Here is a 12,450-nt window from a genome sequence, read left to right as displayed (position 1 = left end):
CGACTCGACGTCTCGATCAAAGGCCGGACAGCGCATCACGAACCCGGCCAGCAACACACTATTCGCACTATTTGAATTTCACTGAATCATCGAATTTAGCCAAGGAACCGACATGAAAGTTTTCTACGACAAGGACGCCGACCTCTCCCTCATCAAGGGCAAGCAAGTCACCATCATCGGCTATGGCTCGCAAGGCCATGCGCACGCGCTGAACCTGAAGGAAAGCGGCGTGAACATCACGGTCGGTCTGCGTAAGGGCGGCGCATCGTGGAGCAAGGCTGAGAACGCCGGCCTGCAAGTCAAGGAAGTGGCGGAAGCCGTCAAGGGCGCGGACGTCGTCATGATGCTGCTGCCGGACGAGCAGATCGCCGAAGTCTATGCGAAGGAAGTGCACGGCAACGCCAAGCAAGGCGCAGCGCTGGCATTCGCGCACGGCTTCAACGTTCACTACGGTCAAGTGATTCCGCGTGCCGACCTCGACGTGATCATGATCGCGCCGAAGGCGCCGGGCCACACGGTTCGCGGCACGTACTCGCAAGGCGGCGGCGTGCCCCACCTGATCGCAGTTGCGCAAGACAAGTCGGGCGCAGCGCGTGACATCGCTCTGTCGTACGCAGCGGCGAACGGCGGCGGCCGTGCCGGCATCATCGAAACGAACTTCCGCGAAGAAACGGAAACCGACCTGTTCGGCGAACAGGCTGTTCTGTGCGGCGGTACGGTCGACCTGATCAAGGCCGGCTTCGAAACGCTCGTGGAAGCAGGCTACGCGCCGGAAATGGCTTACTTCGAATGCCTGCACGAACTGAAGCTGATCGTCGACCTGATCTACGAAGGCGGCATCGCGAACATGAACTACTCGATCTCGAACAACGCCGAATACGGCGAGTACGTGACGGGTCCGCGTATCGTGACGGCTGAAACGAAGAAGGCGATGAAGGCCGTGCTGACCGACATTCAGACGGGTGAGTACGCGAAGAGCTTCATCATCGAAAACAAGGCTGGCGCACCGACGCTGCAATCGCGCCGCCGTCTGACGGCCGAGCACCAGATCGAACAGGTCGGTTCGAAGCTGCGCGCGATGATGCCGTGGATCGCGAAGAACAAGCTGGTCGACCAGTCGAAGAACTAAGCGATTGACTGCTTGAGTCCGGTGCGCGGTGCCGCTGATGCAGTGCCGCGACAGCCGGGCAAATCAAAAAGCCGTCCAAGGGTGCTGAACCCTGGGCGGCTTTTGCTATCCTACGGTTTTACAAAAACACAGAAGCCATCCATGAATTACCCACATCCGATCATCGCGCGAGAAGGCTGGCCGTTCATCGCCATCGCGGCCGTCGTTGCACTACTGGTTCATGCCTTCGCGGGGTTCGGCATTGCATGGCTGTTCTGGCTGATCCTGATCTTCATCGTGCAGTTCTTCCGCGATCCTGCCCGCCCGATTCCCACGCAGGCAAACGCCGTGCTGTGCCCGGCCGATGGCCGCATCGTCGCAGTCGAAACCGCTCACGATCCGTACGCGAACCGTGAAGCGCTGAAGATCAGCGTGTTCATGAACGTCTTCAACGTCCACTCGCAACGTTCGCCGGTGGATGGCGCGATCTCCAAGGTCGAATACTTCCCTGGCGCGTATCTGAATGCCGCGGTGGACAAGGCGTCGACGGAAAACGAGCGCAATGCGGTGGTGATCGAAATGGCTGGCGGCCAGACGGTGACGTCGGTGCAGATCGCCGGTTTGATCGCGCGGCGCATTCTTTGCTATGTACGTGCAGGCGAGCCGCTCACCCGTGGCCAGCGTTATGGGTTCATCCGCTTCGGCTCGCGCGTCGACGTGTATCTGCCGGTGGGCAGCCGTCCGCGTGTGTCGATCGGCGAGAAGGTGTCCGCGTCGTCCACGATCCTCGCTGAACTCTAAAGCGGCACATAGGAGGCTTCCGAATGGCCGCATTCAAACCGCGTCGACCCCGTAACAGCGGACCGCTGCCGCGACCGTTTCGCCGCAACAAGCCGATCGTGGCGGACTCGCCGGTCGTCGAGAGCCGGCGCGCGCAGCGTCAGCAGTTCCTGAGAAAGCGCGGCATCTATCTGCTGCCGAACGCCTTCACCACGGCGGCGCTGTTCTGCGGTTTCTTCGCCGTCGTGCAGGCGATGAACGTGCGCTTCGAAATCGCGGCCATCGCGATCTTCGTGGCGATGGTGCTCGACGGCATGGACGGCCGGGTCGCACGCATGACGCATACGCAAAGCGCGTTCGGCGAGCAGTTCGACAGCCTGTCGGACATGGTGTCGTTCGGCGTTGCGCCCGCGCTCGTGATGTACGAGTGGATTCTGAAGGACCTCGGCCGTTGGGGCTGGCTTGCGGCGTTCGTCTACTGCTCGGGCGCGGCGTTGCGGCTCGCGCGCTTCAACACGAACATCGGCGTGGTCGACAAGCGCTTCTTCCAGGGCATGCCGAGCCCGGCTGCGGCGGCACTGATCGCCGGCTTCGTGTGGCTCGCCACCGACAACCGCGTGCCGCTCAAGCTGGTCTGGCTGCCATGGGTCGCGTTCGTGCTGACCATTTATGCGGGCGTGACGATGGTGTCGAATGCGCCGTTCTACAGCGGCAAGGCGCTCGACGTGCGGCATCGCGTGCCGTTCGGCGTGATCCTGCTGGTGGTGGTCGCGTTCGTGCTGGTGTCGTCCGATCCGCCGTTGATGCTGTTCGGCCTGTTCGTGTTGTACGGTCTGTCCGGCTACGTGTTCTGGGGCTATCAGGCGTTGCGGGGCAGGGCGAATCCGGCCCGTTCGGTGGCGCACGACAGATAGCGGCGCGCGGGTTTCGTCCCGATGGCAACATGAAAAAGCGGCGGCCTTCGGGCTGCCGTTTTCTTTTGCGCAAGCCCCTCCGGCGGCGCGTCGACGGCAGGTCCGACGCTAATTGCGTGGTGGCGGGAATGCCGCTATAGTCGTCGGATCACTGCGTTCACGTTCGCTTCCGAGCCGCGATGCGAGCCTCGACAAGCGGCGCAACGGCCACGCCAATCGCCGCCGATCGTTTTGCCCTCCGCCTGCCTCGTTCGCGGTCGAGCGTCGCCAGCGGTGGCGCAAACACCCGAACTCCAATACCCAATCCCCACATCTGAACGACTCCCGAGGAGCCTCGATATGTCCGACAAACTGATCATATTCGACACCACGTTGCGCGACGGTGAGCAATCGCCCGGCGCGTCGATGACGAAGGAAGAAAAAATCCGTATCGCCAAGCAACTCGAACGGATGAAGGTGGACGTGATCGAAGCCGGCTTCGCGGCAAGCTCGAATGGCGACTTCGACGCGATTCAAACGATCGCGGGGCTGATCAAGGACAGCACGATCTGTTCGCTCGCCCGCGCGAACGACAAGGACATCCAGCGCGCCGCCGATGCGCTCAAGCCGGCCGATCATTTCCGCATCCACACGTTCATTGCGACGTCGCCGCTGCACATGGAAAAGAAGCTGCGCATGACGCCGGACCAGGTGTTCGAGCAGGCGAAGCTGGCGGTGCGTTTCGCGCGCAAGTTCACGGACGACGTCGAGTTCTCGCCGGAAGACGGCAGTCGCTCGGACATGGAGTTCCTGTGTCGCGTGCTCGAAGCGGTGATCGCCGAAGGCGCGACCACGATCAACATCGCGGACACGGTCGGCTATGGCGTGCCGGAACTGTACGGCCAGCTCGTGAAGACGCTGCGCGAACGCATTCCGAACTCGCACAAGGCGGTGTTCTCGGTGCATTGCCATAACGACCTGGGCATGGCGGTGGCGAACTCGCTGGCCGGTGTGCAGATCGGCGGCGCGCGTCAGGTCGAGTGCACGATCAACGGTCTCGGCGAGCGCGCGGGCAACACGTCGCTCGAAGAAATCGTGATGGCGGTGAAGACCCGCAAGGATTACTTCGGGCTGGATATCGGGCTCGACACGACGCAGATCGTGCCGGCGTCGAAGCTGGTGTCGCAGATCACCGGTTTCGTCGTGCAGCCGAACAAGGCGGTGGTCGGCGCGAATGCGTTCGCGCATGCGTCGGGCATCCATCAGGACGGCGTGCTGAAGGCCCGTGACACCTACGAAATCATGCGCGCCGAAGACGTGGGCTGGAGCGCGAACAAGATCGTGCTCGGCAAGTTGTCGGGCCGCAATGCGTTCAAGCAGCGCTTGCAGGAACTCGGCATCGCGCTCGACAGCGAAGCGGAACTGAACACCGCGTTCGCGCGCTTCAAGGAACTGGCCGACCGCAAGTCCGAGATCTTCGACGAGGACATCATCGCGATCGTCACCGAGGAATCGGCTGAAGCGCAGGAGCGGGAGCACTACAAATTCGTCGCGCTGTCGCAGCATTCGGAGACCGGCGAGCAGCCGCACGCGAAGGTCGTGTTCTCGGTGGAAGGCAAGGAAATCACCGGCGAAGCGCGCGGCAACGGCCCGGTCGACGCGACGCTCAACGCGATCGAAACCGAAGTGGGCAGCGGTTCGGAGCTGCTGTTGTACTCGGTCAACGCGATCACGACCGGCACACAGGCGCAGGGCGAGGTGACCGTGCGGCTGTCGAAGAGCGGGCGCATCGTCAATGGCGTGGGCACCGATCCGGATATCGTCGCGGCTTCCGCGAAGGCTTATATCTCGGCGCTGAACAAGCTGTTTTCGAACGCCGACAAGCTCAATCCGCAGCGCTCGGAGTGATGCGGGCTTAACGCGCTTTGAAGGTGAGCGCGTGAGCGTGGGTTGCGAAAACGAAAAAGCCCCGTGTCTTTGCAGGCACGGGGCTTTTGTTTTGCCGCGCGTTCGGGCGCACGCTCAGAACAACGAACGGCGATCCGGATCGTGTAACGGGTCAGGTGTTTTCTGCGTGAGCCGCACGATGCCCTGTTCGTCGAAATAGAAGCTGTACATCATGTACCAGACGTTGTCTTCCAGGTAGCGGTAGGTCCAGACTTCGCGCTTCATCAGCGGGAAGTACGCGGTTTCGACCGGGCGGCCGAAATTCACCAGCACGTCGCTCTTGGTCCATTTGCCGATTTCGGCGCGATAGAACTCGTTGGGTTGCAGCACCTGCCGCACGGTGACGATCTTGCCGGCTGCGTCGATATCGGCGGCGGTGGTGGTTTCGCCCATCGGCTGGGTCGGCCACATCAAACGCCGGCCGCCGTTGGGCAGGTCGTAGACTTCGCGCGGCGGCCCGAGGCGCGCGACGATCGTGGATTCGTCCGCGCCTTGCTGGTATTGCTGCCAGGGCTGCGCGCAGCCGGCCAGCGCCAACGCGCTCAGGCAGACCAGCGCCGCGCGGCGCAGACGTCCGGCAGCCGGCGCTGCGGTCGAGGCCGCCGTGGAGTGGTGGCGGTTCAACATGGGTTCCTCCGATGGCATTTGAGTAGCGGTTTTTATCATCGAGACGCATCATTTTGACACGCGCTGGGGCAAAAGATCTGTGCTTCGCACTGGCCGCGCGCCTGGTACGGTAACGGCTGCGGCCGCTTGCGTATTCCGTCCGGTACGTCCTATGATCCGCGCTTCGACGATTCAGGCGGGACGATGACGATGGCGATGTGGCAACGGGCGGCGGCAGCGGCGCTGGCAGCGATTTCGATGGCCGCGGCGGCTTATGCGGTGGGCCAGCCGGCGGCGAGCTCAGGGGCGAATGCCGGCGCGAATCCCGTCGCGAATACGGCCGCGAAGCCCGCCGGCGCGCCGATCCGGCTCGCGCTGATTGAAGGCATGTCTGGCCCGTTCGCGAACGCGGGCGCGGCGGTCGAGCGCAATCTGCGCTTCGGGGTGGAGCAGGCGAACGCGCACGGCGGCGTGAAGCTCGCCGATGGCGCGCACCCGTTCGAACTGGTCGTGCTGGACAGCAAGGGCAGCACCGAAGAGGCGCTTACGCAACTGCGCGCGGCTGCCGACCGCCATATCGGCTACGTAATGCAGGGCAATAGTTCGGCGGTGGCCGCCGCCCTGATCGGCGCAATCGACAAGCAGAACAGCCGTGAGCCCGACAACCGCGCGCTGTTCCTCAACTATTCCGCCGACGACCCCGCGCTCACCAACGCCGGCTGCAGCTTCTGGCACTTCCGCTTCGACGCGCACGCGGGCATGCGTATGGATGCGCTGGCCGACGTGATCCAGCGTGACAGGGCGGTAAAGAAGGTCTATTTGCTAAACCAGGATTACAGCTTCGGCCACGACGTCAGCAGCCTCGCGCGTTCGACGCTGGCGTCGAAGCGCCCGGATATCGCGGTGGTCGGCGACGAGTTTCATCCGATCGGCCGCGTGAAGGATTTCGCGCCCTATATCGCGAAGATCCGCGCGAGCGGTGCGGACGCGGTGATCACCGGCAACTGGGGCAACGACCTGACGCTGCTCGTCAAGGCGGCGCGCGAGCAGGGGCTGGACACGAAGTTCTACACGTTCTACGGCAACAGCCTCGGCGCGCCGGCCGCGTTGGGCGACGCCGGCGTTGGCCATGTAATCGCGGTCGCCGACTGGCATCCGAACGCGGGCGGCGCTGCTTCCGACGCGTGGTATGCGGCGTTCCGCGCCCGTTTCCCCGCCGCGCACGACGACTACCCGGTCCTGCGCATGCCGTTGATGATCGAAACCCTCGCCGCAGCGATGAATCGCGCCGGCAGCGCCGACCCGACCGCCGTCGCCCGCGCGCTGGAGGGGCTGCGCGTCGACAACGGTTTTCACGCATCGTGGATGCGCGCCGACGACCATCAGCTGATTCAGCCCCTTTACGTGATGGAGATGGATAAAGCCGGCACCCCGGGCGTACGCTTCGACAACGAAGGCTCCGGCTACGGCTTTCGCACGGTGCTGGCGTTGTCGCCCGAGCGCACCATTGCGCCGACCGTCTGCAGGATGCGGCGGCCTTGAGCCCGCTCACGCGCCGTGGCGTGCGTCGCGAGGCCGCGTGCCGCGCACGATTCGCCCCGGCACGGCGGGGTTCGCGGCCAGATTGGCCTGTGCTACAATACGCGTCCCGTTGTGAGGCAGGGGTGTGATCCTGTCATACACACGGGGTAATCCACGGCACGGCCTTTCTTCCGTGACCGCCTGTCCAGTTCTTAAGGAAATCGACATGTCCGCAGTTGAAACAAGCAAGAAGTCCGAAGTCGTTGCGCAATTCGCACGCGCAGCCAACGACACCGGCTCCCCCGAAGTTCAGGTCGCGCTGCTCACGACCCGCATCAACGAACTGACCGTTCACTTCAAGGCACACACGAAAGATCACCACAGCCGCCGCGGTCTGCTGCGCATGGTGAGCCGCCGTCGTAAGCTGCTCGACTACCTGAAGAGCAAGGACGCGGATCGTTACCGCAGCCTGATCGAGAAGCTGGGTCTGCGTAAGTAATCGGCCAGTCGTTCAGCAAGATGCCTGTGTCAGTTCCGCTGATACAGGCATTTTGTTTTTGCACGATGCGCTTCATGTGACGCGCATCGCCTGGACCCGCAGCGCGTGTCGGTTCATGCGGCGGGTGCGGGAAAGAGCAGTACTTGCGGTAAGCAAGTCAGTAACAAAGCAGTAGAGCAGGTAGCAGAAAGAAACACGGCCGGGCCTCAGGGCGGAGCTTTGTGTCATTCCAGCGGTTCGCGCGCGTACTCGACGTAGGGCGTGGTTCTCTGGAATGGCATAACACTACTCTTCCCATGCGGCGCCGGTCTGGCGTTGCCGCGCCGCTTCTGGTCCGCGCGGCATAACGATGAGGAAAAGCAATGACTATGTTCAATAAGATCGTCAAAGAGTTCAAGTGGGGACAACATAACGTTCGCCTCGAAACCGGCGAAGTCGCTCGTCAGGCGAGCGGTGCGGTGATCGTCGACGTCGAAGACACCGTCGTGCTGGCAACCGTGGTCGGCGCAAAGACCGCCAAGCCGGGCCAGGACTTCTTCCCGCTGACGGTCGACTACCTCGAAAAGACCTACGCCGCCGGCAAGATCCCGGGTGGCTTCTTCCGCCGCGAAGGCCGTCCGTCGGAAGGCGAAACGCTGACCTCGCGCCTGATCGATCGACCGCTGCGCCCGCTGTTCCCGGAAGGCTTCTACAACGAAGTCCAGGTCGTGATCCACGTCCTGTCGCTGAACCCGGAAATCCCCGCCGACATTCCCGCGCTGATCGGCGCGTCGGCGGCGCTCGCCGTGTCCGGTCTGCCGTTCAACGGCCCGGTCGGCGCAGCACGCGTGGCCTACATCAACAACGAATACGTGTTGAACCCGACGCGTCCGCAAATGAAGGAATCGGCGCTCGACCTGATCGTCGCCGGTACGGAACGCGCGGTGCTGATGGTGGAATCGGAAGCGCAGCAACTGAGCGAAGAAGTGATGCTCGGCGGCGTGGTGTTCGGCCATGAGCAGATGCAGATCGCGATCGACGCGATCCACGATCTGGTCCGCGAAGGCGGCAAGCCGGAATGGGATTGGCAACCGGCGGCGAAGAACGAGCCGCTGATCGCGCGCGTGACGGAACTGGCGCAAGCCGACCTGCTCGCGGCTTACCAGATTCGCGACAAGCAGGCGCGTTCGGCCAAGCTGAAGGAAGTCTACGCAGCGACGTCGGCGAAGCTGGAAGAAGACGCAGCGGCAAGCGGCACCCCGGCGGCCGACAAGGCAACCGTCGGCAACGTGCTGTTCGACATCGAAGCGAAGATCGTCCGCACGCAGATCCTGAACGGCGAGCCGCGTATCGACGGCCGCGACACGCGCACCGTGCGCCCGATCGAAATCCGTACCGGCGTGCTGCCGCGTACGCACGGTTCGGCACTGTTCACGCGTGGCGAAACGCAGGCGCTGGTGGTGGCGACGCTCGGCACGAAGGGCGACGAGCAGAACATCGACGCGCTCGAAGGCGAGTACCGCGAACGTTTCATGCTCCACTACAACATGCCTCCGTTCGCGACCGGCGAAACGGGCCGCGTCGGTTCGCCGAAGCGCCGTGAAATCGGTCATGGTCGCCTGGCCAAACGCGCGCTGGCCGCGTGCCTGCCGAGCGCCGACGAATTCGGCTACTCGATTCGCGTCGTGTCGGAAATCACCGAATCGAACGGTTCGTCGTCGATGGCTTCGGTGTGCGGCGGCTGCCTCGCGCTGATGGACGCCGGCGTGCCGATGAAGGCGCACGTCGCGGGTATCGCGATGGGCCTGATCCTCGAAGGCAACCGTTTTGCCGTGCTGACCGACATCCTCGGCGACGAAGATCACCTCGGCGACATGGACTTCAAGGTTGCCGGTACGGAACAAGGCGTAACCGCGCTGCAGATGGACATCAAGATCCAGGGCATCACCAAGGAAATCATGCAGGTCGCCCTCGCGCAAGCGAAGGAAGGCCGTATGCACATCCTTGGCAAGATGACCTCGGCGGTGTCGGGCGCGAACACGCAATTGTCGGAGTTCGCACCGCGCATGATCACCATCAAGATCAACCCGGAAAAGATCCGTGACGTGATCGGCAAGGGTGGTTCGGTGATCCGCGCGCTGACGGAAGAAACCGGCACGACGATCGATATTTCGGACGACGGCGTCGTCACCATCGCAAGCACGAGCAGCGAAGGGATGGCCGAAGCGAAGAAGCGTATCGAGAACATCACGCTGGAAGTCGAAGTGGGTCAGGTGTACGAAGGCACCGTGCTCAAGCTGCTCGATTTCGGCGCGATCGTGAACATCCTGCCGGGCAAGGACGGTCTGTTGCATATCTCCGAAATCGCCAACGAGCGTATCAAGGACATCAACGACTACCTGAAGGACGGCCAGCAGGTGAAGGTCAAGGTCATCCAGACGGACGAGAAGGGCCGCGTGCGTTTGTCGGCCAAGGCGTTGCTGAACGATGCGCCGCAAGGCGAACCGACGCCGCAGTAATGCGGTAGCGGGGTAACGGCCGGCAGCGCGAATGCGCGCCGGCCGTTTTTCATGCAGGGTGCAGGGTGGATTGCGTTGCGCACACCTACAACGGAGACAAGCGGCTACTCTGTTGACATGGCGCGCTTCGCCGGAGGTCGGGCGACTCGTGTCCTCGCGGCGGGCAATGGGTAGGCAACGCAATCCAATCTTGGAGTTGACGCAGATGAAAGCGATCGAAATCACCGAATTCGGTGCGCCGGACGTCCTGAAGCTGGCCGAGCGGCCTACGCCGCAGTTGAAAGCGGGCGAGGTGCTGATCAAGGTGGCGGCATCCGGTATCAACCGTCCGGATGTGTTCCAGCGCAAGGGCGGCTACGCGCCGCCGCCGGGCGCGTCGGACCTGCCGGGGCTGGAGGTGGCGGGCGAGATCGTCGGTGGGACGATCGACGAGAAGAACAATCCGTTCGGTCTGAAGATCGGCGATCGCGTGTGCGCGTTGCTCGCCGGCGGCGGCTACGCGGAATACGCGGCGGCGCCGCTGCTGCAATGTCTGCCGGTGCCGGCGGGTTTGTCGGATGTCGAAGCGGCTTCGCTGCCCGAAACCTTCTTCACGGTGTGGAGCAACGTGTTCGACCGCGCGCAACTCGGCAAGGGTGAAGGCGCGCCGAACGAAACGCTGCTAGTGCAGGGCGGATCGAGCGGCATCGGCGTGACGGCGATCCAGATTGCGCATGCGCTCGGTTTTCGCGTGTTCGCCACCGCCGGCTCGGATGAAAAGTGCCGCGCGTGCGAGGCGTTGGGCGCCGAGCGCGCGATCAACTACAAGACGGAAGATTTCGTCGAGGTAATCAAATCGCTGACTAACGACCGTGGCGTCGACGTGGTCCTCGACATGGTGGCGGGCAGCTACGTGCCGCGCGAACTTACGGCGCTGGCTGATGGCGGTCGCATCGTCGTGATCGCGTTGCTGGGCGGCGCGAAGGCGGAGCTGAATCTGAACGAAGTGCTGCGCCGCCGGTTGACCGTGACCGGTTCGACGCTGCGCCCGCGCCCGATCGAATTCAAGGCGAAGATTGCCGCGCAACTGAAAGAGCAGGTGTGGCCGCTGCTCGAAGCGGGGCGCATCAAGCCCGTCGTGCACCGCGTGTTTCCGGCCACGCAGGCCGCCGACGCGCATGCGCTGATGGAGAGTAGCACGCACGTCGGCAAGATCGTGCTGGCTTGGGGGCAGAGCGCTTGACACGGTCGGTTTGACCCGATCCACCCCACGCAGTAAAATTGCGCGTTTTGCGCACGCCGAATGAATCCGAAAGGCGGACTGTCAGCGCAAACAAAGTCCGCCGCCAAGACTAGACGAGACGATGTCGAAACAACAACGAGCCAAACTGGTAGTCGGTAACTGGAAGATGCACGGGCGTCTCGCCGCAAATGCCGCGCTGTTGCAGGTCGTGGCGCAAGGGTCGGGCGAACTGCCGGCCGACGTGCGCGTCGGCGTGTGTGTGCCGGGTCCGTATCTCGCGCAGACGCAATCGTTGCTGGAAGGCAGTCGGGTCGTGTGGGGCGTGCAGGACGTTTCCGCGTTCACGCATGGCGCCTATACCGGCGAAGTGGCTGCGCCGATGGTGACGGATTTCGGCGCGACGCTCGCCATCGTCGGGCACTCGGAGCGCCGCGCCTATCATCGAGAAAGCGCCGAGCTGGTCGCGGTGAAAACGCAGCGTGCGCTCGAAGCGGGTTTGACGCCGATCGTCTGCGTGGGTGAAACGCTCGAAGAGCGCGAAGCCGGTTCGACCGAGCAGGTGGTCGGCTCGCAACTGGATGAGGTGCTGGCGAAACTGTCGGTGCAAGAGGCGGCGCGTCTGGTCGTCGCGTACGAACCGGTTTGGGCGATCGGCACCGGCAAGAGCGCGAGCTCGAAGCAGGCGCAGGCGGTTCATGCGTTCCTGCGTTCACGTCTGGCGGCCAAGGGTGCGGCGGTCGCGGATGTGCCGCTGTTGTACGGCGGCAGCGTGAAGCCGGAAAACGCGGAAGAGTTGTTCCGCCAACCGGACATCGACGGCGGCCTGATCGGCGGCGCGTCGTTGAAGGACCAGGATTTTCTGGCGATCTGCAAGGCGGCGGCCGCAACCAGCGTCGCCGGTTAAGCAGGGCGCCTCGTTGAGGATGGCCCCATCCCGCGAAACACACCGTGTGTGGCGCGGTTAAATAAAGACTCAGGTGAGTGTGATGCTGTATTTGAAAACATTGATTATCGTCGTTCAGCTGTTGTCGGCTCTCGGGGTCATCGGCCTTGTCTTGCTGCAACACGGCAAAGGCGCCGATATGGGCGCTGCTTTCGGTAGCGGCGCGTCGGGCAGCCTGTTCGGCGCGACCGGTTCGGCCAACTTTTTGTCTCGTACGACGGCGGTGCTCGCCGCTGTGTTTTTTGTGACGACGCTGACGCTCACTTACCTCGGCGCGTATCGGTCGAAGCCGTCGGCAGGCTTGCTGGGCGCGGCGGCGACTGCGCCGGCCGCACCGACTGCGACTCCCGCTGCGTCCGCACCGGTCGCTGGTTCGGCTGCGTTGCCGGCATCGCCTGCGTCTGTGCCGGCAACGGATGTACCGAAATAAATT

11 protein-coding genes are annotated in these 12,450 nt (G+C 63.4%); 10 read left to right on the top strand and 1 reads right to left on the bottom strand.

Annotated features, from left to right (window positions below; genetic code table 11):
* Nucleotides 1-112 precede the first annotated feature (112 nt).
* The 4 genes from ilvC to BGI01S_RS18800 all read left to right on the top strand — a co-directional run bounded on the left by ilvC (nucleotide 113) and on the right by BGI01S_RS18800 (nucleotide 4,689).
* Nucleotides 113-1,129: a ketol-acid reductoisomerase gene (ilvC, locus tag BGI01S_RS18815; protein ID WP_042327504.1), complete on the top strand. Its 1,017-nt coding sequence runs from the start codon at nucleotides 113-115 to the stop codon at nucleotides 1,127-1,129.
* Between the two features lie 141 nt (nucleotides 1,130-1,270).
* Entirely contained in the window at nucleotides 1,271-1,909 is a 639-nt protein-coding gene (locus BGI01S_RS18810) for a phosphatidylserine decarboxylase (RefSeq protein ID WP_042327503.1), read from the top strand.
* 23 nt (nucleotides 1,910-1,932) lie between these two features.
* Nucleotides 1,933-2,802 (top strand): CDP-diacylglycerol--serine O-phosphatidyltransferase, encoded by an 870-nt coding sequence (gene pssA / locus BGI01S_RS18805; RefSeq protein ID WP_042327502.1) that lies wholly within the window; start codon nucleotides 1,933-1,935, stop codon nucleotides 2,800-2,802.
* Nucleotides 2,803-3,141: 339 nt separating this feature from the next.
* Nucleotides 3,142-4,689, top strand: coding sequence for a 2-isopropylmalate synthase (locus tag BGI01S_RS18800; protein WP_042327501.1), 1,548 nt, complete (start codon nucleotides 3,142-3,144; stop codon nucleotides 4,687-4,689).
* A 114-nt stretch (nucleotides 4,690-4,803) separates the two neighbouring features.
* Here the strand turns inward: BGI01S_RS18800 and BGI01S_RS18795 are convergent, their stop codons facing one another.
* On the bottom strand, nucleotides 4,804-5,355 hold the full coding sequence (locus BGI01S_RS18795) for a hypothetical protein (protein ID WP_042327500.1): 552 nt from the start codon (nucleotides 5,353-5,355) through the stop codon (nucleotides 4,804-4,806).
* Nucleotides 5,356-5,592: 237 nt separating this feature from the next.
* On the opposite strand from BGI01S_RS18795, the gene BGI01S_RS18790 reads away from it, so the two are divergent.
* The 6 genes from BGI01S_RS18790 to secG all read left to right on the top strand — a co-directional run bounded on the left by BGI01S_RS18790 (nucleotide 5,593) and on the right by secG (nucleotide 12,447).
* The gene (locus tag BGI01S_RS18790; RefSeq protein ID WP_408638615.1) at nucleotides 5,593-6,876 is read left to right on the top strand and encodes a branched-chain amino acid ABC transporter substrate-binding protein; all 1,284 of its coding nucleotides are present in this window, start codon (nucleotides 5,593-5,595) and stop codon (nucleotides 6,874-6,876) included.
* Nucleotides 6,877-7,081: 205 nt separating this feature from the next.
* The gene (rpsO, locus tag BGI01S_RS18785; RefSeq protein WP_042327498.1) at nucleotides 7,082-7,354 is read left to right on the top strand and encodes a 30S ribosomal protein S15; all 273 of its coding nucleotides are present in this window, start codon (nucleotides 7,082-7,084) and stop codon (nucleotides 7,352-7,354) included.
* A gap of 362 nt (nucleotides 7,355-7,716) precedes the next feature.
* On the top strand, nucleotides 7,717-9,852 hold the full coding sequence (pnp, locus tag BGI01S_RS18780) for a polyribonucleotide nucleotidyltransferase (protein WP_084585421.1): 2,136 nt from the start codon (nucleotides 7,717-7,719) through the stop codon (nucleotides 9,850-9,852).
* Nucleotides 9,853-10,057: 205 nt separating this feature from the next.
* Nucleotides 10,058-11,074, top strand: coding sequence for an NAD(P)H-quinone oxidoreductase (locus tag BGI01S_RS18775; RefSeq protein ID WP_042327739.1), 1,017 nt, complete (start codon nucleotides 10,058-10,060; stop codon nucleotides 11,072-11,074).
* Between the two features lie 121 nt (nucleotides 11,075-11,195).
* A complete protein-coding gene (tpiA, locus tag BGI01S_RS18770) occupies nucleotides 11,196-11,978 on the top strand; it encodes a triose-phosphate isomerase (RefSeq protein WP_042327495.1) in 783 nt (260 codons plus the stop codon).
* An 82-nt stretch (nucleotides 11,979-12,060) separates the two neighbouring features.
* A complete protein-coding gene (gene secG / locus BGI01S_RS18765) occupies nucleotides 12,061-12,447 on the top strand; it encodes a preprotein translocase subunit SecG (RefSeq protein ID WP_042327494.1) in 387 nt (128 codons plus the stop codon).
* Nucleotides 12,448-12,450 lie beyond the last annotated feature (3 nt).

The organism is Paraburkholderia ginsengisoli NBRC 100965 (assembly GCF_000739735.1).
Taxonomy (GTDB): Bacteria; Pseudomonadota; Gammaproteobacteria; order Burkholderiales; family Burkholderiaceae; genus Paraburkholderia; species Paraburkholderia ginsengisoli.
This window is presented reverse-complemented; position numbering and strand designations above follow the sequence as displayed.

What these genes read in the sequence shown, in the direction of transcription:
- ilvC (WP_042327504.1), top strand. Translation starts at nt 113, where the DNA reads ATGAAAGTTTTCTACGACAAGGACGCCGACCTCTCCCTCATCAAGGGC.
- BGI01S_RS18810 (WP_042327503.1), top strand. Translation starts at nt 1,271, where the DNA reads ATGAATTACCCACATCCGATCATCGCGCGAGAAGGCTGGCCGTTCATC.
- pssA (WP_042327502.1), top strand. Translation starts at nt 1,933, where the DNA reads ATGGCCGCATTCAAACCGCGTCGACCCCGTAACAGCGGACCGCTGCCG.
- BGI01S_RS18800 (WP_042327501.1), top strand. Translation starts at nt 3,142, where the DNA reads ATGTCCGACAAACTGATCATATTCGACACCACGTTGCGCGACGGTGAG.
- BGI01S_RS18795 (WP_042327500.1), bottom strand. Translation starts at nt 5,355, where the DNA reads ATGTTGAACCGCCACCACTCCACGGCGGCCTCGACCGCAGCGCCGGCT.
- BGI01S_RS18790 (WP_408638615.1), top strand. Translation starts at nt 5,593, where the DNA reads ATGGCCGCGGCGGCTTATGCGGTGGGCCAGCCGGCGGCGAGCTCAGGG.
- rpsO (WP_042327498.1), top strand. Translation starts at nt 7,082, where the DNA reads ATGTCCGCAGTTGAAACAAGCAAGAAGTCCGAAGTCGTTGCGCAATTC.
- pnp (WP_084585421.1), top strand. Translation starts at nt 7,717, where the DNA reads ATGACTATGTTCAATAAGATCGTCAAAGAGTTCAAGTGGGGACAACAT.
- BGI01S_RS18775 (WP_042327739.1), top strand. Translation starts at nt 10,058, where the DNA reads ATGAAAGCGATCGAAATCACCGAATTCGGTGCGCCGGACGTCCTGAAG.
- tpiA (WP_042327495.1), top strand. Translation starts at nt 11,196, where the DNA reads ATGTCGAAACAACAACGAGCCAAACTGGTAGTCGGTAACTGGAAGATG.
- secG (WP_042327494.1), top strand. Translation starts at nt 12,061, where the DNA reads ATGCTGTATTTGAAAACATTGATTATCGTCGTTCAGCTGTTGTCGGCT.